At 73.3% G+C, this 23,798-nt stretch carries 23 protein-coding genes and 2 pseudogenes; 14 read left to right on the forward strand and 11 right to left on the reverse strand.

Annotated elements, in window-relative coordinates:
• Window positions 1-233: 233 nt before the first annotated feature.
• The gene (locus C1708_RS24570; RefSeq protein WP_106414711.1) at window positions 234-2,030 is read left to right on the forward strand and encodes a lytic murein transglycosylase; all 1,797 of its coding nucleotides are present in this window, start codon (window positions 234-236) and stop codon (window positions 2,028-2,030) included.
• Between the two features lie 45 nt (window positions 2,031-2,075).
• On the opposite strand, the gene C1708_RS24575 is transcribed toward C1708_RS24570, so the two are convergent.
• Window positions 2,076-4,703, reverse strand: a complete 2,628-nt coding sequence (locus tag C1708_RS24575; protein ID WP_106414712.1) for an ATP-dependent RNA helicase — start codon at window positions 4,701-4,703, stop codon at window positions 2,076-2,078.
• Between the two features lie 4 nt (window positions 4,704-4,707).
• Window positions 4,708-5,520 carry a class I SAM-dependent methyltransferase gene (locus C1708_RS24580; protein ID WP_106414713.1) on the reverse strand — a complete coding sequence of 271 codons (813 nt, stop codon included), beginning with the start codon at window positions 5,518-5,520 and terminating at the stop codon, window positions 4,708-4,710.
• Window positions 5,521-5,882: 362 nt separating this feature from the next.
• Here C1708_RS24580 and rpsA point away from each other — a divergent pair, with 362 nt between their 5' ends.
• The 4 genes from rpsA to C1708_RS24600 all read left to right on the forward strand — a co-directional run bounded on the left by rpsA (window position 5,883) and on the right by C1708_RS24600 (window position 9,629).
• A complete protein-coding gene (gene rpsA, locus C1708_RS24585) occupies window positions 5,883-7,376 on the forward strand; it encodes a 30S ribosomal protein S1 (RefSeq protein ID WP_093766690.1) in 1,494 nt (497 codons plus the stop codon).
• 226 nt (window positions 7,377-7,602) lie between these two features.
• The gene (locus tag C1708_RS24590) at window positions 7,603-8,541 is read left to right on the forward strand and encodes a PAC2 family protein (protein WP_106414714.1); all 939 of its coding nucleotides are present in this window, start codon (window positions 7,603-7,605) and stop codon (window positions 8,539-8,541) included.
• 45 nt (window positions 8,542-8,586) lie between these two features.
• Window positions 8,587-9,198, forward strand: a complete 612-nt coding sequence (gene coaE / locus C1708_RS24595) for a dephospho-CoA kinase (RefSeq protein ID WP_106414715.1) — start codon at window positions 8,587-8,589, stop codon at window positions 9,196-9,198.
• A gap of 50 nt (window positions 9,199-9,248) precedes the next feature.
• A complete protein-coding gene (locus C1708_RS24600; RefSeq protein WP_106414716.1) occupies window positions 9,249-9,629 on the forward strand; it encodes a tetratricopeptide repeat protein in 381 nt (126 codons plus the stop codon).
• Window positions 9,630-9,669: 40 nt separating this feature from the next.
• Here C1708_RS24600 and C1708_RS35220 read toward each other — a convergent pair.
• Window positions 9,670-9,925 (reverse strand): annotated as a pseudogene (locus C1708_RS35220) (DUF6343 family protein); the annotation flags it as partial.
• Window positions 9,926-10,074: 149 nt separating this feature from the next.
• On the opposite strand from C1708_RS35220, the gene C1708_RS24610 reads away from it, so the two are divergent.
• On the forward strand, window positions 10,075-10,767 hold the full coding sequence (locus tag C1708_RS24610) for a class I SAM-dependent methyltransferase (RefSeq protein ID WP_106416474.1): 693 nt from the start codon (window positions 10,075-10,077) through the stop codon (window positions 10,765-10,767).
• Window positions 10,768-10,880: 113 nt separating this feature from the next.
• Here the strand turns inward: C1708_RS24610 and C1708_RS24615 are convergent, their stop codons facing one another.
• Window positions 10,881-11,549: an RNA-binding S4 domain-containing protein gene (locus tag C1708_RS24615; protein WP_106414717.1), complete on the reverse strand. Its 669-nt coding sequence runs from the start codon at window positions 11,547-11,549 to the stop codon at window positions 10,881-10,883.
• Window positions 11,550-11,645: 96 nt separating this feature from the next.
• Between C1708_RS24615 and C1708_RS24620 the strand changes: the two genes are divergently transcribed.
• Together C1708_RS24620 and pip are read left to right on the forward strand one after the other, a co-directional pair.
• Window positions 11,646-12,368 carry a uracil-DNA glycosylase gene (locus C1708_RS24620; RefSeq protein WP_106414718.1) on the forward strand — a complete coding sequence of 241 codons (723 nt, stop codon included), beginning with the start codon at window positions 11,646-11,648 and terminating at the stop codon, window positions 12,366-12,368.
• Between the two features lie 31 nt (window positions 12,369-12,399).
• On the forward strand, window positions 12,400-13,365 hold the full coding sequence (pip, locus tag C1708_RS24625) for a prolyl aminopeptidase (protein WP_106414719.1): 966 nt from the start codon (window positions 12,400-12,402) through the stop codon (window positions 13,363-13,365).
• Window positions 13,366-13,377: 12 nt separating this feature from the next.
• Here pip and C1708_RS24630 read toward each other — a convergent pair whose 3' ends face one another.
• A complete protein-coding gene (locus tag C1708_RS24630; RefSeq protein ID WP_106414720.1) occupies window positions 13,378-14,514 on the reverse strand; it encodes a glutathione-independent formaldehyde dehydrogenase in 1,137 nt (378 codons plus the stop codon).
• Between the two features lie 231 nt (window positions 14,515-14,745).
• Between C1708_RS24630 and C1708_RS24635 the strand changes: the two genes are divergently transcribed.
• Window positions 14,746-14,937, forward strand: a complete 192-nt coding sequence (locus C1708_RS24635; RefSeq protein WP_106414721.1) for a hypothetical protein — start codon at window positions 14,746-14,748, stop codon at window positions 14,935-14,937.
• Window positions 14,938-14,953: 16 nt separating this feature from the next.
• Here C1708_RS24635 and glpK read toward each other — a convergent pair whose 3' ends face one another.
• The gene (gene glpK / locus C1708_RS24640) at window positions 14,954-16,471 is read right to left on the reverse strand and encodes a glycerol kinase GlpK (RefSeq protein WP_106414722.1); all 1,518 of its coding nucleotides are present in this window, start codon (window positions 16,469-16,471) and stop codon (window positions 14,954-14,956) included.
• A gap of 38 nt (window positions 16,472-16,509) precedes the next feature.
• Entirely contained in the window at window positions 16,510-17,412 is a 903-nt protein-coding gene (locus C1708_RS24645) for an MIP/aquaporin family protein (RefSeq protein ID WP_106414723.1), read from the reverse strand.
• 494 nt (window positions 17,413-17,906) lie between these two features.
• Here C1708_RS24645 and C1708_RS24650 point away from each other — a divergent pair, with 494 nt between their 5' ends.
• The gene (locus tag C1708_RS24650) at window positions 17,907-18,596 is read left to right on the forward strand and encodes a DUF899 domain-containing protein (protein ID WP_106414724.1); all 690 of its coding nucleotides are present in this window, start codon (window positions 17,907-17,909) and stop codon (window positions 18,594-18,596) included.
• Window positions 18,597-18,752: 156 nt separating this feature from the next.
• Window positions 18,753-18,938, forward strand: coding sequence for a DUF8839 family protein (locus C1708_RS24655; RefSeq protein WP_019525306.1), 186 nt, complete (start codon window positions 18,753-18,755; stop codon window positions 18,936-18,938).
• 29 nt (window positions 18,939-18,967) lie between these two features.
• Here the strand turns inward: C1708_RS24655 and C1708_RS24660 are convergent, their stop codons facing one another.
• Together C1708_RS24660 and C1708_RS24665 are read right to left on the reverse strand one after the other, a co-directional pair.
• Entirely contained in the window at window positions 18,968-19,420 is a 453-nt protein-coding gene (locus C1708_RS24660) for a hypothetical protein (RefSeq protein ID WP_106414725.1), read from the reverse strand.
• The gene (locus C1708_RS24665; protein WP_106414726.1) at window positions 19,417-20,085 is read right to left on the reverse strand and encodes an ATP-binding protein; all 669 of its coding nucleotides are present in this window, start codon (window positions 20,083-20,085) and stop codon (window positions 19,417-19,419) included. The genes C1708_RS24660 and C1708_RS24665 overlap by 4 nt, the downstream gene beginning before the upstream one ends.
• A 236-nt stretch (window positions 20,086-20,321) precedes the next feature.
• Here C1708_RS24665 and C1708_RS24670 point away from each other — a divergent pair, with 236 nt between their 5' ends.
• From C1708_RS24670 to C1708_RS24680, 3 genes are all read left to right on the forward strand, one after another.
• Window positions 20,322-21,182 carry a Sco1979 family transcriptional regulator gene (locus C1708_RS24670; RefSeq protein WP_106414727.1) on the forward strand — a complete coding sequence of 287 codons (861 nt, stop codon included), beginning with the start codon at window positions 20,322-20,324 and terminating at the stop codon, window positions 21,180-21,182.
• Entirely contained in the window at window positions 21,183-21,467 is a 285-nt protein-coding gene (locus C1708_RS24675; RefSeq protein WP_106414728.1) for a DUF397 domain-containing protein, read from the forward strand.
• 81 nt (window positions 21,468-21,548) lie between these two features.
• On the forward strand, window positions 21,549-22,352 hold the full coding sequence (locus tag C1708_RS24680; protein WP_106414729.1) for an SAM-dependent methyltransferase: 804 nt from the start codon (window positions 21,549-21,551) through the stop codon (window positions 22,350-22,352).
• A gap of 351 nt (window positions 22,353-22,703) precedes the next feature.
• On the opposite strand, the pseudogene C1708_RS24685 reads toward C1708_RS24680, so the two are convergent.
• Window positions 22,704-23,138, reverse strand: a pseudogene (locus tag C1708_RS24685) (FAD-dependent oxidoreductase); the annotation flags it as partial.
• A gap of 42 nt (window positions 23,139-23,180) precedes the next feature.
• Window positions 23,181-23,663 (reverse strand): anthrone oxygenase family protein, encoded by a 483-nt coding sequence (locus C1708_RS24690; protein ID WP_106414730.1) that lies wholly within the window; start codon window positions 23,661-23,663, stop codon window positions 23,181-23,183.
• Window positions 23,664-23,798 lie beyond the last annotated feature (135 nt).

The raw sequence follows: 23,798 nt of genomic DNA on the forward strand, positions 1-23,798 counted from the left end.
GACCCGCGCGCGCGGGCCCGCCGCCCCGCGGACCGTCCGGACGAGAAGGTGGCCAACCGGTGAATATCGGGCATCAACGGGTGTCCGTGCAAAGGAAGTTGTCGTAAGGTCGCGAGGGTCGCCGAACCGGTCCCGCGTCCCGGGGCAGCCGGCGGGGCGGGCAGATCTCACAACAGGGCGGACACAGCACACGGTGACGGGCGCCGGCAGCGCCCATGGGAGGGGTTCACTCTATGGCGGCGCACATCGGCAGGCGGCTCCGCAAGCAAGCGGCGACCACCGCCGTGGCCGCGGCAGCGGTGGCGGCCCTGTCCGCGTCCCAGGCGCCCGGCGTCACGGTCGGCGACCAGGGCGGACAGAGCACCGGCGACGCCGCCTCCGCGCCCGACACCGCCGCCGACGACAGCGCCACCGGCAACTCGCCGTACTACACGGACCTGCCGCCCCTCAACAGCCCCAGCCCGTCGCCCTCCGCGGGCGCCGGCGACCGGCACGCCGCCGAGGCCGGCATACCCGCGACCGTCCTCGACGCCTACAAGAAGGCCGAGGCCGCGCTGCGCGAGAAGAAGCCCGGCTGCAACCTGCCCTGGCAACTCCTCGCCGCCATCGGCAAGGTGGAGTCCGGTCAGGCGCGCGGCGGCCGGGTCACCGCCGACGGCACCACCGTCACGCCGATCCTCGGCCCCCAGCTCGACGGCAACGGCTTCGCCCTCATCCGGGACACCGACGACGGCGCCTACGACGGCAACCGCATGTACGACCAGGCCGTCGGGCCCATGCAGTTCATCCCCTCCACATGGGAGTGGGCGGGCCGCGACGGCAACGGCGACGGCCGCGAGGACCCGAACAACATCTACGACGCCGCCCTCGCCGCCGGCCACTACCTGTGCCGCTTCGGCTGGGACCTGTCCGACCAGGGCGACCTGCGCAAGGCGATCCTCAGCTACAACAACTCGACGGACTACCTGAACACCGTCCTGTCGTGGCTGGAGTACTACCGCAAGGGCACCCACGAGATCCCCGACGGCACCGGCAGCCTGCCCGCGGACCGCAGCGACGACACGGCGCGTCCCGGCGCCTCCCCGTCGACGCCGCGCACCACCCCGCCGACGGGGCCCGGCGACACCCGGCCCGGCAAGCCCTCCGGCTCCCGGCCGGCGCCCGGCCCCGCCGCGCCCGGCAACGGCGGCGGCAGCGACAGCCCGAACACGCCGCCCGCCACGCCTCCTCCGACCACTCCGCCGACGCCCACCGACACGGTGCATCACCTGGAGGACGCCGGCACCGGCGCCCTCACCGCCATGGCGGGCCACACCTTCGCCGAGCGCATCAGCACCCGCGCGGAGACCGAGACCGGCAAGGCGGTCGCCAAGGTGCGGATCCGCTTCACCATCGTCGGCGACACGGACGCCACCTTCGCCGGCGGCGAGAGCGTGGCGACCGTCACCACCGACGCGTCCGGTGTCGCGGTGGCGCCCGCGCTGCGGGCGGGGGAGAGGACCGGCGCGTTCGCCGTCCAGGCGGCCGTCGCGGGCCGCTCCGTCAAGGGTGTCCCCTACAGGGCGACGGTCACCGAGCGCGCCGCCGACGCCCTCGTCCGCACCGGCCCCGAGGAACTGACCTCCGTCGCGGGCGGCGAGTTCGCCGAGCCGGTCGAGGTCAGGGCCACCTACCGGGGCGCGGCCGCCGGGAAGGTCGCCGTCACCGCCACCCTCGTGACGTCCGCCGACGACCCCGCCGAGAACGACAGGGGCCCCTACTTCAAGGACGCCGACGGCAGGACGGTCCGCACCCTGACCGGTCTCAGGACGGACGCGGACGGGCTGCTGACCCTGCCGAAGCTGTACGCGGACGACACCGCCGGCACGTTCCTGCTCCGCCTCACCACGGCCGGCGGCGCGACCCTCACGGTCGAACTGACCGTGGAACCGGCGGCCACCCCGAGCCCGGACCCCGAGCCGTCGGCAGACCCCTCGACAGGCCCCTCGACGGAGCCGTCCACCGAGCCCTCGCGGACCCCGGGCGCCTGACGACACGGACGCGGGCGCCCCGTACGGAACGGACGCCCGCGCGTCCTACCCCCGCGACCGCGCGTTGGTGTGCCGGGTCGGCTGCGCCGAGGCCGGGTCCTGAGGCCAGGGGTGCTTCGGGTACCGGCCCCGCAGTTCCGCCCGCACCTGCTGGTAGCCCTCCCGCCAGAAGGAGGCGAGATCGGCGGTGACGGCGGCCGGACGGCCGGCCGGGGACAGCAGGTGGACCAGCAACGGCACCCCGGCCACCGTGGGCGACTCCCGCAGCCCGAACATCTCCTGCAGCTTCACGGCGAGCACCGGCCGCTCCGGGTCGGACCAGTCGATCCGTACGGTCGACCCGCTGGGCACGGTGATCCGCTCGGGCGCCAGCTCGTCGAGGCGCGCCGCCTCGCCGGACGCCCACGGCAGCAGCCGCGCCAGCGCCTGCCCGGCGTCGATGCGGGCGAGGTCCGCCCGGCGCCGCGCCCGGCTCAGCTCCGGCTCCAGCCACTCGTCCACGCGCGCGTGCAGCGCCTCGTCGGACACGTCCGGCCAGGGTTCGCCCAGCCGCTCGTGCAGGAAGGCCAGCCGCTGCCGCAGGACCTCCGCCCCGGCCGGCCACCGCAGCAGCCCGAACCCCTCCCGGCGCAGCCCGTCCAGCAGCGCGGCGCGCACCGGCGCGGGGCCGGCGTCGGTGAGCGGCCGTGCGGCCAGCTCGACCGCCCCGAGCCGTTCGACCCGCCGCGCCACGACGTCCCCGCCGGCCCAGTGCACCTCCTCGCGCCGCTCCGCGAGCGTCCCCGCCGCCCAGCGCGCCACGTCCCCGTCCACGGCGGCCCCCAGCAGGACGCGCGCGTGGCCGCGCCCCACGGGCCGGTCGGCCACGGCCACGGCGATCCACTCGGCCCCGCGCAACGCGGACCCCGCCCCCACCTCGGCCCGCGTCCCGCCCACCATCAGGTACGACCCGCCGTCCGCCCGGGCCACCCGCTCCGGGAAGGCGAGCGCCACGACGGCACCGACGGCACGCTCCTCCACGCCGGTCCCACCACCGCGCCCGCCCGGCCGCTCCCCGCCACCGCGGGCCACCGGCACCGCACCGCCGCCCGCCCCCGCAGGGGCGTCCGACGCCGGGGTCCCGCCGGAGCCGCCCGCGTCCGGCCCGCCGGCCGGTACGGCTCCCTCCGCCTCGGCCGCCGCCCCGCGCAGCCGCCGTGCCTCCGTGCGCCAGCGTGCCGCGTACCCGTCGCCGCCGCGGCGGGCGGCGCGCAGGGCGGCGGCCAGGTCGTCGCCGTAGTCGCGCGGGGGCTCCTCGGAGAGCAGCGCGACGACCTCGGCCGCGAGGCCGGCGCCCACGCGCGGGGCGGCGTCCATCAGGGCGCGTCCCAGGCGCGGGTGCAGGCCGAGCCGGGTGAGGCGGACGCCGCGCTCGGTGGGGCGGCCGTCCGGCCGTACCGCGCCGATCGCGGTGAGGACGTCGCGGGCCGCAGCCATCGCGCCGCCCGGAGGGGGATCCAGCAGCGCCAGACCGGAGGCGTCCGGATCGCCCCAGCAGGCCGCCTGGAGCGCGAACGCCGTCAGGTCGGCCACCTTGATCTCGGGGGAGGGGTACGACGGCAGCCGCGCGTCCTCCGCCTCGGCCCAGCAGCGGTACACCGCGCCCGGCGCCTCACGTCCGGCGCGGCCCGCCCGCTGCCGCCCCGCGGCCCGCGAGGCCCGTACCGTCGCCAGGGCGCTCAGTCCGCGCGCGTGGTCGACGCGCGGCTCGCGGGCGAGACCCGAGTCCACCACGACCCGCACTCCCGGCACCGTCAGCGAGGACTCCGCGACCGACGTCGCCAGCACCACCCGGCGCCGCTCACCGAGCGACAGCACCGCGTCCTGCACGGCGGCCGGCGCCCGCCCGTGCACCTGGAGGACGTCCACCCCGGGCGGGGAGCCCAGCATCCCGGCCACCCGGGAGATCTCCCCGACCCCCGGCAGGAACACCAGCACGTCGCCGTCCCGCTCCGCCAGGGCCCGGCGCGCCACCGCCGCCACGTGCGTGAGCAGCGCCGGATCCACCCGCATGCCGTGCGGCGGCCGCACCGCGCGCGGGGGCGGCGCCCACACCACGTCGACCGGGTGCGCGGCGCCCCGCGCCTCGACCACGGGCGCGCCGCCCAGCAGCCGCGCCCAGCCCTCCGCGTCCGTCGTCGCCGACGCGGCCACCAGCCGCAGGTCCGGCCGCAGCGTCTCGCGCACGTCCCACAGGAACGCCGCCGCCGTGTCCGCGTCCAGGTGCCGCTCGTGGCACTCGTCGAGCACCACCGCGTCCACCCCGGCCAGCTCCTGGTCGCGCTGGAGCCGCTGGAGGAGCACACCGGTCGTGACGACCTCCACGCGCGTGTCACGCCCCACGGCCCGCTCCCCGCGCACCGTGAAGCCGACCGAGCCGCCCGCCCGCTCGCCCAGCAGCCACGCCATCCGGCGCGCCGCCGCGCGGGCCGCGATCCGCCGGGGCTCCGCGACCAGCACCCGCCGCGCGGGGCCCGTGCCCCACAGACCGGCGAGCGCCAGCGGCACCAGGGTGGTCTTGCCGGTGCCCGGCGGCGCCACCAGCACGGACGTGCCGCGGGTGTCGAGCGCTTCGGCGAGCCCGGGCAGGGCCTCGCGCACCGGGAGGGACTCCAGCGCCTCGTGACGGATCACGCGCTCAGTCCCGTACGCACACGAAGACCGCCGTGCCGGGGATCAGGCTGCCGCGCAGCGGGGACCAGCCGCCCCACTCGGAGGTGTTCCAGGCCGGCCACTCCGGCTCCACCAGGTCCACCAGCCGGAACCCGGAGGCGACCACGTCACGGACCCGGTCCCCGAGCGTCCTGTGGTGCTCCACGTACACCGCGTGGCCGCTCTCGTCCTGCTCCACGTACGGCGTGCGGTCGAAGTACGACCCGGACACGCTCAGCCCCTCCGGGCCCGGCTCGTCCGGGAACGCCCAGCGGATCGGGTGCGTCACGGAGAACACCAGCCGCCCGCCCGGCCGCAGCACCCGGCGCGCCTCGCGCAGCACCAGCCGCGGATCGGCGACGAAGGGCAGCGCCCCGTACGCCGAGCAGGCCAGGTCGAAGGAGGCGTCGGCGAAGGGCAGCGCGCCCGCGTCCGCGCACACCAGGGGGAACGCCCCGCCGATGCGCAGCGCGTGCTGGAGCTGGCGGTGCGAGATGTCGAGGGCCACCGGGCGCGCGCCCTGCGCGGCCAGCCAGCGCGAGCACTGTGCCGCGCCGGCGCCCAGCTCCAGGACGTCGCGTCCCTTCAGCTCCTCCGGCGGGCCGAGCAGCCCCGCCTCCGCCTCGTCCAGGCCCTCCGGGCCCCATACGAAACGGTCGTCGCCGAGGAAGGCGCCGTGCTCGGTCTGGTACTCGTCGGCGTTGCGGTCCCACCAGCCCCGGTTGGCCCGGGAGCTCTCCGTGACGCCGGCCTCCCGCCGGGTGGCCTCCGGTTCGGGGACTTCGGGCTCTTGGATGATCGGCTCCCTCGTCGTACTCTTCCGTCCAGCCGGGTCCCCGGTGTGTCGCCGAGGGGGTCTTCTTCACCCCTGCATGGCCTCGGGAGGCGGCAGTTGTGCCGGTTATGCGGTGATCCGCCCCGGGTGGGCGGCTTCGTGCATTGACCATGCCCGGCCGCCCCCGTATGCTACAAGTTGCGCTGCGGGCCTGCGCACCTCAGACGTAGCAGGCTGCGCTCGCATCTGTTGTATGTCCCCTCGGTTGTCGAGGCGCCACCGCGTTTTCGTGGCGCTTCCTTGGCTGTCCGGCTTCTGCAGAGCGAAACGGGCTCCGGCGTAGCAGTACCTACGACTTCAATGTCCGTACCGGAGCCCTTTCCCACATGACGAGCAGCACCGAGACCACCGCCACCACCCCGCAGGTAGCGGTCAACGACATCGGTAACGAGGAAGCGTTCCTCGCCGCGATCGACGAGACGATCAAGTACTTCAACGACGGCGACATCGTCGACGGCGTCATCGTGAAGGTCGACCGGGACGAGGTCCTGCTCGACATCGGTTACAAGACCGAAGGTGTCATCCCGAGCCGCGAGCTCTCGATCAAGCACGACGTCGACCCGAACGAGGTCGTCGCCGTCGGCGACGAGATCGAGGCCCTGGTCCTCCAGAAGGAGGACAAGGAAGGCCGCCTGATCCTCTCGAAGAAGCGCGCCCAGTACGAGCGTGCCTGGGGCACCATCGAGAAGATCAAGGAAGAGGACGGCATCGTCACCGGTACCGTCATCGAGGTCGTCAAGGGTGGTCTCATCCTCGACATCGGCCTCCGCGGCTTCCTCCCGGCCTCCCTGGTCGAGATGCGCCGCGTCCGCGACCTCCAGCCCTACGTGGGCAAGGAGCTCGAGGCGAAGATCATCGAGCTGGACAAGAACCGCAACAACGTGGTCCTGTCCCGCCGTGCCTGGCTGGAGCAGACCCAGTCCGAGGTCCGCCAGACGTTCCTCACCACCCTGCAGAAGGGTCAGGTCCGTTCCGGCGTCGTCTCCTCGATCGTCAACTTCGGTGCCTTCGTGGACCTGGGCGGCGTCGACGGTCTGGTCCACGTCTCCGAGCTGTCCTGGAAGCACATCGACCACCCCTCCGAGGTCGTCGAGGTCGGCCAGGAGGTCACGGTCGAGGTCCTCGACGTCGACATGGACCGCGAGCGCGTCTCCCTGTCGCTGAAGGCGACCCAGGAAGACCCGTGGCAGCAGTTCGCCCGCACCCACCAGATCGGCCAGGTCGTGCCCGGCAAGGTCACGAAGCTGGTTCCGTTCGGTGCGTTCGTCCGCGTGGACGAGGGTATCGAGGGTCTGGTCCACATCTCCGAGCTGGCCGAGCGCCACGTGGAGATCCCGGAGCAGGTCGTCCAGGTCAACGACGAGATCTTCGTCAAGGTCATCGACATCGACCTCGAGCGCCGCCGCATCAGCCTCTCGCTGAAGCAGGCCAACGAGGCCTTCGGCGCCGACCCGACGGCGGTCGAGTTCGACCCGACCCTGTACGGCATGGCCGCGTCCTACGACGACCAGGGCAACTACATCTACCCCGAGGGCTTCGACCCCGAGACCAACGACTGGCTCGAGGGCTACGAGAAGCAGCGCGAGGAGTGGGAGCGCCAGTACGCCGAGGCGCAGGCTCGCTTCGAGCAGCACCAGGCGCAGGTCATCAAGTCCCGCGAGGCGGACGAGAAGGCCGCTGCCGAGGGTGGCGAGGCCGCCGCTCCGGCCGCGTCCGGCGGCGGTTCGTACTCCTCCGAGGGCGGCGACCAGTCCGGCGCCCTGGCTTCGGACGAGGCGCTGGCCGCGCTTCGCGAGAAGCTGGCGGGTGGCCAGAGCTGAGCGCTCGCCGCTGAGGGCTAGCGGTTGATCTGAGGGGTCGCACCTTTCGAGGTGCGGCCCCTCAGGCGTTTCTGACGGGTTCGTCGTCGGCCGCGGGCCCGGTGGGGGTTCGTCGCGCAGTTCCCCGCGCCCCTTCAGGGCGTTTCCCCGCGGGCGTCGTCATCGTGGGAATGCCTGTGCTCCGTGCCACGTTGTGGTGGGTGGAACACGAGGAGGAGCGGTCATTGTGCTTGATCCGCAGGATGTGTACGCCTGGGAGCCGAAGGGACTGAGCGTCGTCGACATGGCGCTGGCCCAGGAGTCGGCCGGACTTGTCATGCTCTACCACTTCGACGGATACATCGACGCGGGGGAGACCGGGGACCAGATCGTCGACCGGCTGCTCGACTCGCTGCCCCACCAGGTCGTCGCCCGGTTCGACCACGACCGGCTCGTCGACTACCGGGCGCGCCGGCCCCTGCTCACCTTCACCCGCGACCGGTGGACCGACTACGAGGTGCCGGCCATCACCGTGCGGCTCGTGCAGGACGCCACCGGAGCGCCCTTCCTGCTGCTCTCGGGACCCGAGCCGGACGTGGAGTGGGAGTGCTTCGCCGCGGCCGTGCGGCAGATCGTGGAGCGCCTCGGGGTGCGCCTGTCGGTGAACTTCCACGGCATCCCCATGGGCGTCCCCCACACCCGCCCGGTCGGCCTCACCCCGCACGGCAACCGCACCGACCTCGTCCCGGTGAGCGACAGCCCCTTCGACGAGGCGCAGGTGCCCGGCAGCGCCGAGGCCCTGGTCGAGTACCGGCTCATGCAGGCCGGGCACGACGTCCTGGGCGTCGCGGCGCACGTGCCGCACTACATCGCCCGCTCGCCGTACCCGGACGCGGCGCTGACCGCGCTCGAGGCCATCACGGCCGCCACGGGGCTCGTCCTGCCCGGCGTCGCGCACTCCCTGCGCACCGACGCCCAGCGCACCCAGACCGAGATCGACCGCCAGATCCGGGAGGGCGACGACGAGCTCACCGCCCTCGTCCAGGGTCTGGAGCACCAGTACGACGCCGCGGCGGGCGCCGCGACCCGGGGCAACATGCTCGCCGAGCCGGTGGACATCCCGTCGGCGGACGAGATCGGCCGTGAGTTCGAGAGGTTCCTCGCCGAGCGGGAGGGCGACACCTGACGCCCGCCGGACCGCCGGTCGCAGCCGCCGCCTAGGCTGCTGCCCATGCTGACAGTGGGCCTGACCGGCGGTATCGGAGCCGGCAAGAGCGAGGTGTCGCGGCTGCTCGTGGAGTGCGGAGCCGTGCTGATCGACGCCGACCGCATCGCACGCGAGGTCGTCGAGCCGGGCACGCCCGGGCTCGCCGCCGTCGTGGAGGCCTTCGGCGAGGAGATCCTCGCCGAGGACGGCAGCCTGGACCGGCCCCGCCTCGGCGCCCTCGTCTTCGCCGACCCGGAGAAGCTGACCACGCTCAACTCGATCGTGCACCCCCTGGTGGGCGCCCGGTCGAGGGAGCTGGAGGAGGCCGCGCCCGAGGACGCCGTCGTCGTCCACGACGTGCCGCTCCTCACCGAGAACGGCCTCGCCCCGCTCTACGACGTCGTGATCGTCGTCGACGCGCGTCCCGAGACCCAGCTCGACCGGCTGGTGCGGCTGCGCGGCATGAGCGAGGCGGACGCACGGGCCCGCATGGCGGCCCAGGCCACCCGGGAGCAGCGCCGGGCGATCGCCGACGTCGTCATCGACAACGACGTGCCCCTCGACGCGCTGGAACGGCGCGTCGAGGAGGTGTGGGCCGAGCTGGTCCGCCGCGCGCGGGAGCCCCGGCCGGAATAACCGGCGCCGGGCGGGGCGTTGATCCTTCCGAGCGAGGGAAGGATTCCGCCGTGCCCGAGACCAGTGGTCCGTCCGGACGTACGCCGGAGACGCATGTCATCGACTTCCGCGCCGCCGAGCACCTGCTCGCCTCCCGCGACCCGCGGGGCGCGGTGAAGCTGCTCGACGGCGTGATCGACGTCCATCCCGAGAACACGGCCGCCCGGCTGCTGCGGGCGCGCGCCTTCTTCGCGGCCGCCCAGCTGCGCCCCGCCGAGCTGGAGTTCTCGCTCGTCCTGGAGCGGGAGCCGGACAACGCCTTCGCCCACTACGCGCTCGCCCGCACCTACCAGCGGCAGGGCCGTCCCCACCCCGCCAAGCGGCACTTCCGGCTGGCGGCGGCGCTGGACCCGAACCCGGAGTACCTGAAGGCGGCGCGCTTCGACGAGTGAGTCCCTGCGGGGTCCTGTGCCGGACCGCACCCGGCTGCCGCCGGTCCTCCGGCGGCCCGTACGGGGGGGCGTCGCGGCCCGGCCGGTAGCGGGGCCCTGGCGGATGTGCCGGAGCACGAACAGCAGGTCCGCCGTGCCGACCAGCCACAGCATCCCGCAGGCCGGCGCCCGGCCCGGACACCCGGCGAGCGCGAACGCCACGGTTCCGGCCACCGTCCGGACCGCACCCCACACGCTCAGCCAGAACCGCGTGCGCAGGGACTCCGCGCGGCCGTCGGTTCACTGCCCGTGCGCATCGCGCTCCTCGCCCTGTCGGCGCCGGACGTTCCCCGTCCTGCGGGTTCCCGGTAGGGCCGCCGGATCCCCTGTCACTCGTTCGGGTGGCATCGACGGGGAGGGGAACGGACGTGCGGGCGCGGTCCGTTCGACGGGCATGGAGCAGACGATGCGCGAGGGTTGTCAGGGGACGGGACCCGGGAGAATCACCCCGGACGGCTGCGCTGTGGAGCTGTACGCGCGGCTTCCCGTGGGGGACGAGCCGGACGTCGTCGCCGGAGCGGTGCCGCCGGGGGCGCGCATTCTGGAGCTGGGCTGCGGTGCGGGGCGGATGACGCACGCGCTGCTGGAGCGGGGCTTCGAGGTGACGGCGGTGGACGAGTCCGCCGAGATGCTGGAGCGGGTCCGCGGGGCGCGGACGATATGCGGCCCCGTGGAGCGGCTCGGCCTCGGCGAGACGTTCGACGTGGTGCTGCTGGCCTCGTTCCTGGTGCACGCGGGGGACATCGGGGTGCGGCGGGGCATGCTGCGCACCTGCGTGCGGCACCTGGCGGAGGGCGGGTGCGTACTGATCCAGCGGGAGGGCGCGGACTACCACACGAACGTGCCGCGCGAGCGTGTGGACCCGGCGGGTTTCACGGTGCGGATCGTGTCCGTGGAGCCGGCCGGCGACGGCGTCGACTCGGTCCACGCGGAGTACGTGTTCCCGGACGCGACCTGGACCCAGACGTTCAGATCACGTCCGCTGACCCCGGAGCGGTTCGAGGCGGCACTCGCGGAGGAGGGCCTGAGGGTGGACCGGTATCTGACGGAGGACGGGATGTGGGTGAGGGCGGTGCCGGCGTCCCGCACCCGTACCTGACAGGCGGCGGGGCGCCGACGCCCCGCGCAGGACAGGCAGGTGGGGGACTGCGCCTTCGCGTAGGCCGGGCCGGTGGGGGGCTGCGCCCCGCGGTCGTGGCCCCGCACCCGTGTTCACGGCCGGGGTGCGCCTCCCGCCCCCTTGTTCCGGCCCCGGCGGCCGCCTGCCCCACGACCGTGCGCGCCTCCGCGTCCGCCTGCCGCCGCGCCCGGGTCACCCAGGGCGGGCGGGCCCGCGGGGCCGCCGAACGGGCCGGGGCCGCCCAGCCCTCGCAGCCGCTCCAGCTCGCGGCGGTCCCGCTTGGTCGGGCGGCCCGCGCCGCGGTCGCGGATGCCGGCCGGGGCGACGGCCTCGCGCGGCGGGGGCGGCGGGGAGTTGTCGATGTAGCACTGGGCGGCGACCGGCGCCCCCACCCGCTTGCGGATCAGCCGCTTCACGACGACGACCCGCTCCCGCGTCTCGACCCGCACCCGCACCTCGTCGCCGACCCGCACGGAGTGCGACGGCTTCACCCGCTCGCCGTTCACGCGGACGTGCCCGCCCCGGCAGGCGGCGGCGCCCATGGACCGGGTCTTGACCAGCCGTACCGACCAGATCCAGCTGTCGATCCGCACGGTCTCGCCGTGCTGCGGCCCGGCCGCTTCGGCGGCGGCCACCGCCGCGGCGGTCCTCGGGTCCGCCGGCTCGGGCATGGTCCCCGCGGGCCGGGGCGTGGTCCCCGCGCCGTCAGCGCCTTCGTCCGCTCCGGCCGTCCTGTCGTTCTGCGCACCCTCCGCAACCATGCCCCCGACCTTAGCCCGCCCGGCCCGCCGACCGTGTACGGATGCCGGCGGGCATGACCGCGCCCGGATGTCGCACCCGGCGCCTACGGTGGAACCATGGATCACCAAGGCCTCGCCCGGCTCGACCGGCGCATCGCCGGCTGCCGTGCCTGCCCGCGTCTGGTCGACTGGCGCGAGGAGGTCGCCCGTACCAAGCGGGCCGCGTTCGCCGACTGGACGTACTGGGGGAGGCCGGTGCCCGGTTTCGGGCCGCCGGACGCGCGGCTGCTGATCATCGGCCTCGCGCCCGCCGCGCACGGCGGCAACCGCACCGGCCGGATGTTCACCGGGGACCGCTCCGGCGACGTGCTGTACCAGGCGCTGTACGACGTGGGCCTGGCCTCCCAGCCGACCTCGGTCCACGCCGACGACGGCCTGGAGCTGTACGGCGTCCGTGTCACCGGGCCCGTGCACTGCGCCCCGCCCGCCAACAAGCCCACCCCGGCCGAACGGGACGCCTGCCGCCCCTGGCTGGTGCAGGAGCTGCGGCTGCTGCGGCCGACGGTCCGGGCGGCGGTCGTCCTCGGCGCCTTCGGCTGGCAGGCGGCGCTGCCCGCGTTCGCCGAGGCGGGCTGGACCGTGCCTCGGCCCCGGCCCGCCTTCGGGCACGGTGCCCGGGTCGAGCTGGACGCCGCCGACGGCCCGGCGCTCCGCCTGCACGGCTGTTTCCACGTCAGCCAGCGCAACACCTTCACGGGCAAGCTCACCCCCGAGATGCTCCGGGACGTCCTGCGCACGGCGGCCGAGGCAGCCGGACTGCGCCCGGAGGAAAGGGGATGAGCGTCCCGCGCGATGGCGCTACGGTGCCCGGATGGGCAGGTATCCGGAGATCGAACCGTACGACCACGGCATGCTCGACGTCGGGGACGGCAACCGCGTCCGCTGGGAGACCAGCGGGAATCCGCACGGCAAGCCCGCAGTGGTGCTGCACGGCGGGCCCGGCTCGGGCGCCGGCGCCGGACTGCGGCGCTACTTCGACCCCGCCGCCTACCGCATCGTCCTGTTCGACCAGCGCGGCGCGGGACGGTCGGTGCCGTCGGCCGCCGACCCCGCCACCGACATGGGCGTCAACACGGCGCCGCACCTCATGGCGGACCTGGAGCGGCTGCGCGCCCACCTGGGCATCGAGCGGTGGCTGGTGTGGGGCGTGTCCTTCGGCTCGGCCCTGGGCCTGCGCTACGCGCAGACCCATCCCGGTGTGGTCTCCGAACTGGTGCTGACCGGCGTGGCCACCGGCTCGCCCGCGGAGGTCGGCCTGCTGACGCGGGGCCTCGGCCGGTTCTTCCCGGAGGCCCACGCGCGGTTCCTCGCGGAACTGCCCGAGGCCGAGCGCGACGGCAACCTGGCCGCCGCGTACAACCGGCTGCTGGAGTCGCCCGACCCGCGGGTCAGGTCGCAGGCCGCGCGGGCGTGGACGGACTGGGAGACGGCGATCGTCCCCGCCCCGCCCGGTTCCGTGGAGCGGTTCCGCGACCCGGCGTTCCGCCTGGGCTTCGCCCGCACCGTCACCCACTACTGGGGCAACGACCACTTCTTCGGCGACGGGGGAGAGGAGGGCGTCGTCCTCCGCGACGCCCACCTCCTCAAGGGCATCCCCGGCACCCTGGTCCAGGGCAGCCTCGACGTCGGCAATCTCCTCGGCATCGTCTGGCGGCTGCACCACGCCTGGCCGGACAGCGAGCTGGTGGTCGTCGACGACGCCGGCCACGACGCGGGCGCGGCCGGCGACGACGCCCTGGTGGCGGCGACGGACCGGTACGCCCGCCGCCCGGTCTGACGAGCGGACCCCTTACGGCTGCAGCACCACCTTGGTGTAGCCCTCGATCCGCTTGTCGAACTTGTCGTACGCGGACGGCGCCTGGTCCAGCGGCAGTTCGTGCGAGACCACGAAGCTGGGCTTCGCCCGGCCCTCGATGATCATGTCGCGGAGCTGCCGGTTGTAGCGCTTGACGTTGCACTGGCCGGTGCCGAGCCTGATCCCCTTCTCGAAGAGCTTGCCGACCGCGACCAGCAGCATGCCCTGCTTGGAGTGCTCGTCCGGGGCGCCCGGGTCGGACGGCACGTACAGCCCGGGGACGCCGAGCATGCCGGTGGCCCGGACCGTGCGGACCAGCGAGTTCAGCACGGTCGCCGGCTCCTCGCGGTCCGTGCCGCCGCCCGCCGAGGCCTGGTAGCCGACGGCGTCGATGCCCTTGTCGGTGCCCGTGCCGTCGGTCTGGTCGTAGATCTGCTCGACCGGGTCGGCCTCCGCGAAGTTGACCGGAACCGCCCCGATCTCCTCGGCCTTCTGCAGCCGCTCGGCGACCCGGTCGACCACGAACACCTTCTTCGCGCCGCGCATCATCGCCGAGTAGGCGGCCATCAGCCCGACCGGGCCGGCGCCGTACACCGCGACGCTCTCACCCGGGCGCACCTGGGCGAGCTCGCAGCCGTGGTAGCCGGTGGGGAAGATGTCCGCGAGGAGCACGAAGTCGTTCTCGTGCTCGGTGCCCGGCGGCAGTTTCAGGCAGTTGAAGTCGGCGTAGGGGACGCGCAGGTACTCCGCCTGCCCGCCCTTCCAGGGGCCCATGGCCACATAGCCGTAGGCGCCGCCCGGGAAGCCGGGATTGACGGTGAGACAGTACCCGGTGAAGCCCTCGACGCAGTTGGTGCAGAAGCCGCAGGCGACGTTGAAGGGCATGACCACGCGGTCGCCCTCCTCGAGCGAGGTGACGCCCGGACCGACCTCGGCGATGATGCCCATGTTCTCGTGGCCGAAGGTGATGCCCGGCTCGGCGTTGGTGCGACCCTCGTACATGTGCAGGTCGGAGCCGCAGATCGCGGTCGACGTGATCCGGACGATCACGTCGTTCGGATGCTGGATGGTCGGGTTCTCGACCTCCTCGACGGCGACCTCGAACGGTCCCTTGTACACGACGGCCTTCATGGTGCGATCTCCGTTCGGTTGGTGTTCCGCGTGGTGCGCGGCGACGCCCCTCCCGATGGTCCGCGTGACCGATATCTCATGATTCTCCGGTCTTGTGACCGGGGCAAGCCGGTAATATCCGACGAATGTCGAGTGACGCCCGCCCCGTTCCGGTGGCGCGGCGTCCGGTGATTCCGATGAAGACCCGATGAAGACCCGATGAAGACCCGATGAGAGGGGAGAGGGCGGAACATGGCAGCTCAGAGGCTGGGAACCTTGCTCGTGGCCGTGCCGGGGCTGTCCGGCACCCTGTACCCCCCGGGCACGACCGTGACCGTCCGCGGGCGCGGCGCATCCGTCGACGCGTTCGTCAACGGCGACTGGCTCGCGCTGTCGTGGTGGGAGTTCTCCGACGGCCTCCGTGAGGACGTCGCCGACCGCTGACCGGTAACCTCGGGGCTCAGTCGACCTTGACCCAGTCCAGGGTGCGCTCGACGGCCCGCTTCCAGTCCTCGTAGCCCTGCCGGCGCCGGTCCTCGTCCCACTGCGGCTCCCAGCGCCTGGACTCCTGCCAGTGCGAGCGGAGCTCGTCCGTGTCGTTCCAGAAGCCGGTGGCGAGGCCCGCGGCGTACGCGGCGCCCAGCGCGGTGGTCTCCGCGACCACGGGCCGGCTGACCGGCACCCCGAGCACATCGGCCTGGATCTGCATGCACAGGTCGTTCGCGGTGACACCGCCGTCCACCTTGAGCACGTCCAGGTGCACCCCGGAGTCCTGCTCCATCGCCTCGACCACGTCACGGCTCTGGTAGCAGATCGCCTCCAGCGTGGCCCGCGCGATGTGACCGCCGGTGTTGTACCGGGACAGGCCGACGATGGCGCCCCGGGCGTCGGAACGCCAGTAGGGGGCGAACAGGCCGGAGAACGCGGGCACGAAGAACATGCCGCCGTTGTCCTCCACCGAGCGTGCCAGCTGCTCACTGTCCGGGGCGCTCCCGATGATCTTCAGCTGGTCGCGCAGCCACTGCACCGCCGCGCCGGTCACGGCGATGGAGCCCTCCAGCGCGTACACCGCCGGGCTGCCGGCGAACTGGTACGCCACCGTCGTCAGCAGGCCGTTCCGCGAGCGGACCAGTTCGGTGCCGGTGTTCAGCACCAGGAAGTTGCCGGTGCCGTAGGTGTTCTTGGCCTCGCCGGGGGAGAAGCAGACCTGTCCCACGGTGGCCGCGTGCTGGTCGCCGAGGACGCCGGTGATCGGCACGGCGGCGCCCAGCGGGCGGGACGTGCGGGCCTGGCCGAACGCCTCGGGGTCCGAGGAGGGGTGGATGGCCGGGAGCATCGAGCGCGGGATGCCGAGGATGCCGAGCAGCTCGTCGTCCCAGTCGAGGGTCTCCAGGTTCATCAGCATGGTGCGGCTGGCGTTGGTCACGTCCGTGGCGTGGACGCCGCCGTTGGGGCCGCCGGTGAGGTTCCACAGCACCCAGGCGTCCGTGTTGCCGAACAGGGCGTGCCCCGCCTCAGCCGCCTCGCGCAGCCCGTCCACGTGGTCCAGCAGCCACTTGATCTTGCCGCCGGAGAAGTAGGTGGCCGGCGGCAGTCCCGCCTTGTGGCGAATCACGTCGCCGTGGCCCTCGCGTTCGAGGGCGGCGGCGATGCTGTCGGTGCGGGTGTCCTGCCAGACGATCGCGTTGTAGTACGGACGGCCGGTGCGCGGGTCCCAGACGACGGTCGTCTCGCGCTGGTTGGTGATGCCGATGGCCCGGAGGTCGGAAGCCGTCAGGTTGCCGTCGCGGAGGGCGTTCTGGATCACCGTGTTGGTGCGCTCCCAGATCTCCACCGGGTCGTGCTCGACCCAGCCGGAACGGGGCAGGATCTGCTGGTGCTCCAGCTGGTGCTTCGCCACCTCGTTACCGGCGTGATCGAAGATCATGAAGCGGGTGCTGGTGGTCCCCTGGTCCACCGCGCCGACGAATTCGGGCATCGCTGCAGCCTTTCTGAGTTGACGACGGTCCCGGGGGCCTACGCCTCCTCGGTGGCCGGGCCTTCCTCTTGGTCCTCCATCGCCCGCGTCCTGGCGGTGATCACCGGCTTGATGAGCAGGTCGTACACCAGTACGCCGAGAACACCGCCGATCAGCGGGCCGACGACGGGGATCCACCAGTAGCCGCTGAACCACCCGAACGTGCCCGGAAACGCGATGTCGCCCCAGCCCTCGAAGTAGGTGAACAGGCGGGGGCCGAAATCGCGCGCGGGATTGATCGCGTATCCGGCGTTCGTGCCGAAGGTGAGGCCGATGGCGACGACCACCAGGCCGATGAGGAACGGGTGGAGATTCGCCAGGGGAGCGACATTCTTCAGGTCGATGAGTGCGCAGATCAGAAGCAGCAGAATGCCGGTGCCCACGATCTGGTCGAGCAGCGGACCCCACCAGGAATTCCCGAAGTATTCCGCGGGGAAGGTCGCGAAAATGGAATAGGTGGCCAGTGATTCGTCACGGGCCAGACCGGCCTTCGCGTCGGCGGCGTCGATCGCCCAGCGGTAGCAGGCGTAGACGAGCGCGGCGGCGACGAAGGCGCCGAGCAGCTGGGCCAGCCAGTAGGCGGGCACCTTCTTCACGGGGAAGTCCCTGCGCACGGCGAAGGCCAGGGTCACCGCCGGGTTGATGTGGGCGCCGCTGATGCCGCCCGCCACGTAGACGCCGAAGACGACGGCGAGGCCCCAGCCCCAGCAGATGATGAGCCAGTTCGCCGGCCCGAAATCCACGAACTGCCGCCCGGAACCGGGCAGGCCCACGACCGCGACGGCGACAGATCCGAGACCCAGCAGAATGAGGACGAACGTCCCCAGGAATTCGGCGAGCATCTCGCCGCCGATGCCTTCGCGATAGCCGCGTCGGCGTGGAGCTGTAACGCGATCAGCCATCAGCTCTCCTCGAACGGAAATGGCGCGGACTGTGCCTCCCCATGTCGGCAGCGTAGGTCCGCCCCGGTGCCCAGGCGCGCGGGGAGCGGTCTTTCCCACCAACGGCCCAGTTCGGTGAGCGAAGGGGAAGGGAAGGGCGAATACTGCGGGGCATTCGGGGAGTTGGGGGCGAGGTTTCCGCACGGGTCCGGGAGAGCGGACGAGAGCGCCCGCCAAGGACCGGCCGCCTCGGCCGGACGGCAGGGCCCCGTGATCCGCACCGCCCTCGCCGTGCCCCCGTGCCTCGCCCGTGCCCTCCGGTCCCGGCGCGGGCCGGTCCCCCGGAGCGCGTTGCCGCGCGGCGCGCTGGGCGGCGCCACCCGGAAGTGTCCGGCGCCGGCCGACGGCGTGTGACCCGGGCATGTCGGGCGGCGAAAGAATCTTGCGTGCGGGCGATGAGTTCCGTCCGGCACTCCGGTCACTCCTCGCAACGGGACCGTTGCACAGGAGGAACCATGTCGCTTCCGGAGATCGTCTCGCGCGCCCAGTGGAGTGCGGCGCGCGAAGAACTGCTCGACAAGGAGAAGGCCGTCACCCGCGCGCTCGACGCCCTCCGTGCCGAACGGCGCCGGCTGCCCATGGTCCCCGTCGACCGCGAGTACGTCTTCGAGGGCGGCGACGGCAGGGCCACGCTGCTCGACCTCTTCCAGGGGCGGCAGCAGCTCGTCGTGCACCACTTCGTCTTCGACCCCGCGTGGGAGGCCGGCTGCCGCTGCTGCTCCGCCTTCCTGGACCAGATCGGGCACCTGGCCCACCTGCACGCGCGGCGCACCACGTTCGCGGCCGTCTCCCGCGCGCCGTTCACCCGCATCCTGCCGTTCAAGGCCCGGATGGGCTGGACCGTGCCCTGGTACTCGTCCTGCCCCGGTGACTTCGACGCGGACCTGAACATGTTCTCGGAAGAGGACGGCCGGCCCGTCCAGCGGCCGGGGGTGAGCTGCTTCCTGCGCGACGGCGACCGGGTCTTCCACACCTACTCGGCCTGGGGACGCGGCCTGGAGGGGCTCGGCTCCACCACCAGCCTGCTGGACCTCACCGCGCTCGGCAGGCAGGAGCCCTGGGAGGAACCACAGGGACGCGCCTACGCCGTCGGGGCGCCCGTGACGCAGGAGCATCTCCGCTACCACGACGAGTACGACGACTGACACGGACGGTGACGGATTACTCCGAAAAGCTGAGAGCGCGCTCACACTTGGCAGTGAACGGGTGTCAACTACATCTCAGTACCGTCACCGCACGAGGCGTTCGCCCCATGGTTGGCGTTTAACTCTACGAGTACAGCGCTACATGGAGGTGGCAGGGTGAACGGGCGAACGGTGCTCGAACGCTTTCCCGCAGGTGGGCCGCGCGGCTCCTGGCCCGCGGAGGAGTTCGCGCACGCGCGGCGCCTGGAGGGCCTGCCCGCCGAGGTCGTCATGGACCTCGCCACCGACATGTTCCTGGTGATCGTCCGCGGCGAGGGCGCCGGCGGTGAGGCGGTGGCGTGAGCCCCTCCGCGGGGCGCCGTGCGCGGCCGTCAGGCGGTGACCGGGCGTGACCAGACGGGGGTGGTTCCGGTGAGGCGGCACAGGGCCAGGTACAGCGGTATCGGCGGCGTGTAGGGGAGTGTGCCGTCGGGGCGGTGGATCAGCCCCGGGAGACCGGCGGCGCCCGTGTCGGCCGGGGTGTCGGGAAGGACCGCGCCGGCGGCGTAGTGCGCGGGGGCGGGCCACTCCAGGGCGTAGTCCGAATCGGACGGGACCAGCCACCACCAGTGCGCGTCATCGGCGTACACGCACCCCACGCGGGGCAGCCGGGGCAGGACCAGCGGGCCGAAGCGGGCCGGCACGGCCACCGCGTCGCAGCCCATCGGGGCGGTCATGCCCTCCGGCACGGGAAGCCGCCGGGGCGCGTCGGGCGTCTGCCGTCCGCGCTGGATCCGGACCAGCGAGTCCAGGCTCAGCACGCGTGCGCCGCCGGGGCCCGTCACGCCTGCCTCCCGTCCCGCTCGGAGGGCGTCCTCACGCGCTGCTCGGCCGGGTGGTCCCGGCCGCCGTCGCCGGCCCCGCCCTCGCCGTCCTCCGAGCCGCCGGCCGGACCGGGCTTGGACCGGGCGCCCCAGCCGAGGTCGCCGCGGGGTTCGCCGGAGCCGGGCGGGGTGCCGGCGGTGCGGGGGAGCTCCGCCCAGACCAGCAGGCCGGGACCGTGCTCGTGGGCGCCCCACGCGTGGCACAGGGCGTCGACGAGGAGCAGTCCCCTTCCGTGCTCCTCCTCCGGCTGCTGCCGGAAGTTCGCCCGCGGCCGGCCCGGCGCGCAGCCCTCGTCCCGCACGGCGATGCGCAGCAGGTCGTCATCGTCGTGCAGCTCGCAGACGACACGGCTGCTCGCGGTGTGCACGATGGCGTTGGTGACCAGTTCGGAGACGACCAAGGCCGCCGTGTCACAGGTGTCCTCGCACACCGACCAGCCGGTCAGCCGGGCCCGTGTCAGCCGTCTCGCCCGGGCGGGGGAACCCGGGTGAGCGGCCAGCTCGAAGCGGAACCGGCGCTCGGCGGCGGCCCCCGGGGAGGGGGCGGCGGCCGGGGTGGCGCCGAGGCCGACGGAAGCTGCGGCGGCGTCTGTTCCTAAGGGCGCGGACGGAATCACGCTTGCCACTATCGCCCCGCCGTGAACACTTGGCAAGTGTCACTCTGAAAATTGCAGAGTGCTGTGTGACGGTCTGGACGGGCGTGGCACACTGCTCGCAACAGCACCTCGTGCGGCGTCAGTTGGGATCGCCGGAGAGTAATTCGAATGTGTGTTCGGATCACCTGGTCTCCGTGCCTGGTCTCCGTGCCGGATCACCGGACGGCGCCGCCGGGCTGTCACTATTCGTTCGAGGGAGGTGGAGCGTGAGCGAACCCCGGTCCGCGCCGACGGTGGGGCAGGTCGTCCTCGGGCGCCGCCTGCTGGACCTGCGTGAGCGCGCGGGTCTCAAGCGGGAGGAGGCCGCCCGGATCCTGCGCGTCGCGCCCGCCACCGTGCGCCGCATGGAGATGGCCGAGGTGGCGCTCAAGATCCCCTACCTCCAGCTGCTGCTGAAGGCCTACGGCGTCTCCGACGAGGAGGCCGAGGCGTTCGTCCAGCTCGCGGAGGACGCCAACAAGCCCGGCTGGTGGCAGCGCTTCCACGACATCCTGCCCGGCTGGTTCTCCATGTACGTCAGCCTGGAGGGCGCGGCCTCCCTCATCCGCAGCTACGAACCCCACTTCGTCCCCGGACTGCTCCAGACGGAGGACTACGCGCGCGGCGTGCTGCGCTCCGGCGCCATAGGGCAGACCCGGCCCGAGGACATAGAACGCCACGTCGACCTGCGCATGCGACGGCAGGAACTGCTCACCCGCGAGGACGCGCCCCGGCTGTGGGTCGTCATGGACGAGACCGCGCTGCGCCGCCGGGTCGGCGGCCCGGAGGTGATGCGCGCGCAGATCGACAAGCTGCTCGAGGCGGCGGCGCTGCCCAACGTGACGCTGCAGATCGCGACCTTCGACAGCGGGCCCCACCCCGGCACGTACGGGCCGTTCGTGCTGTTCCGATTTGCCATGCCCGAACTGCCGGACATGGTCTACAGCGAGTACCTGACCGGCGCCGTCTACCTGGACGCGCGCACCGAGGTGGCGACCCACCTCGAGGTCATGGACCGCATGGCGGCGCAGGCCGCCACGGCACATCGCACGAAGGGGATCCTCCGGGATCTCCGCAAGGAGCTGTGAATGGAACTCATCAAGCCCCCGAAGACCCAGCCGCGTGCGCGGGCGCACGCCGCACGGATCTACAACGGCATGCCCGCCCGGGAGCTGGGCAGCGAGGGCTGGCACAAGCCCTGGAGCGGCGGCAACGGCGGCAACTGCCTCGAGGCGATGAAGCTGGACGACGGCCGGATCGCCGTGCGCCAGTCCACCGACCCGGACGGGCCGGCGCTCATCTACACCTCCGCCGAGATGACGGCCTTCATCGAGGGAGCCAAGGCCGGAGAGGCGGATTTCCTGCTGTCCTGACCCCCGTTGCCGCACTACCTTTTGCTTCCTCCTTGGCACTGAATTGATCACTAACGCTTGCAGACAGTTACGGAGTCCGTCATGACCGGACAGCACCCCGTCGAGATCGACACGACCAGACCGCATCCCGCGCGGATGTACGACTGGTACCTCGGAGGCAAGGACAACTACCCGGTCGACGAGGCCATGGGCAGGCAGATGCTCGCCCTCGATCCGCGCGTGCCGGTCATGGCGCGCGTGAACCGCGCGTTCATGCAGCGCGCCACGCGCTGGCTCGCGGGGCAGGGCGTACGCCAGTTCCTCGACATAGGCACCGGTATCCCCACCGAGCCGAACCTGCACCAGGTCGCCCAGCGCGTCGCGCCGGACGCCCGCGTCGTGTACTGCGACAACGACCCCATCGTGCTGGCCCACGCGGAGGCCCTGCTGCGCGGCACGGCGGAGGGCGTCACCGACTACCTCCAGGCCGACGTCCGGGAACCGGACACCATCCTGGAGGGTGCGCGCAAGGTCCTCGACTTCGACCGGCCGATCGCGCTGTCGCTCATCGCGCTGCTGCACTTCGTCCCCGACGAGGACGACGCGCACGCACTGGTGACGCGGCTGGTGGACGCCCTGCCCCCGGGCAGTTACCTGGTGATCAGCCACGCCACGGCCGACTTCACGCCCGAGGAGTCGGAGGAGGCCACGGCGAAGCTCAAGGGTGCGGGCGTCACCCTGGCGCTGCGCAGCCGCGGGGAGCTCACCCGTTTCTTCGACGGCCTCGACCTCGTGGAACCGGGCGTTCAGGTGCCGCACCTCTGGCGCCCCGAACTGGGCGACCCGGTCCCGGGCCAGGACGACGGGGTCATCCCCGGCTACGGAGCGGTGGCCCGCAAACCGTAGGCGGCCACCCGACGCCCCTGGGAGCCCGGCCGACGCCGGGAGCCCGGGGGCGTCGGTGTGTCATGGCACGGTGTGGCGGGGCCGGCGCGGTGCGCGTCGGCCGGCCGGTGCCGGGAGGCGGGCGCGCCGGGCTGAGACCGGGCGGGGCCGCGTGCCGGCCCGGGCGGGCGGCAGGAGCGTCCGGCCGGGGAGACGGTGGGCGGTGTGCCGCTTGGGGGAGGCGTGCGCGTTCGGGGCGTGTCCGGCCCGCCCGGGGGAGCCGCGGGCGCGGCCCGGAACCGCCGGCGTCCGCCGGGCGTGGGATCGGATTCCGGCCACGGTTGCCGGGCGGCGCACGGGCGTGGGGGCGTGTCACACGGTCATCGGGCGGTCGTACGGGCCGATCGGCGCCGACAGGTGGCTCGGGCCGCCCGTCAGACAGCGGTCGACGGCCGCCGCCACCGCCCGTCCCTCCGCGATGGCCCACACGATCAGCGACTGCCCCCGGGCGGCGTCGCCGGCCGCGAGGACCCCCGGCACGTTCGTGGCGAAGTCCGGCCCGCGCGCGATCGTGCCGCGCGACTCCGGCGTCAGCCCGAGCCGCGCGACGAGCCCGTCGCCCTGGTCCGGTCCCGAGAAGCCGAGCGCGAGCAGCACCAGATCGGCGGGCGGCGTCCGCTCCGTCCCCGGCACGGGCCTGCGCTCCGCGTCCACCTCGACCAGGCGCAGCCCGCGCACCCGTTCTCCCCCCTCGAAGCGCAGCGTCGACGTCGCGAACAACCGCGCGTCGGCCTCCGCCTCCGGCGCCGGGCGCACCACCCCGGCCGGGTGCTCGTCGCGTCCGGCCGGTCAGCCGGTGAGGGCCAGGAGGTACGCCAGAGCGGCACCGGCCGAGGCGAGGGCACGGACGTGGTTCCACCGTGTCCACCCGCGCACGTACTCCGGCCAGTACGCGGCCGCCTCCGCACCGCCCGCGTCGAGCCGGGCCAGCCGGTCGTTGCGGGGTATGTTCGCCGCCGCGGTCAGCCCGAACGACCCGCACAGATACAGCACGCCGCCCACCACCGAGGCGACCACCCCCTCGTCCGGCCGCGCCACGACCGTCACCACCGTGAGCACCGCGCACAGCACCGTCGTGCCGAGGAACACGACCATGAACGGCGGTCGCACCGCCGCCACGTTGACCGCCTGCATCGCGGCCACGCCCCGCGTCGGCGGCAGCGCCGCGAGCCCCCTCATCACGAACGTCGAGAACGCGCAGAACACCCCGGCCACCAGCCCGGTCCCCAGCACACCCAGCGCCGTCAGCACGGCATACGGCCCGTCACCCATGTCCTCACCCCCGTCACTTCCGTCACTCCCATAACTTTCGTCACTCTCGTCCTTCCGGCCCGCACCCTCCTCCGGCCGCCCCACCACCAGTGAACGCGTCCCTGCCGCAGCGGACCATGGCCGAGCGGCGCGCAC

The organism is Streptomyces sp. DH-12 (genome assembly GCF_002899455.1).
In the GTDB taxonomy this organism is placed as follows: domain Bacteria; phylum Actinomycetota; class Actinomycetes; order Streptomycetales; family Streptomycetaceae; genus Streptomyces.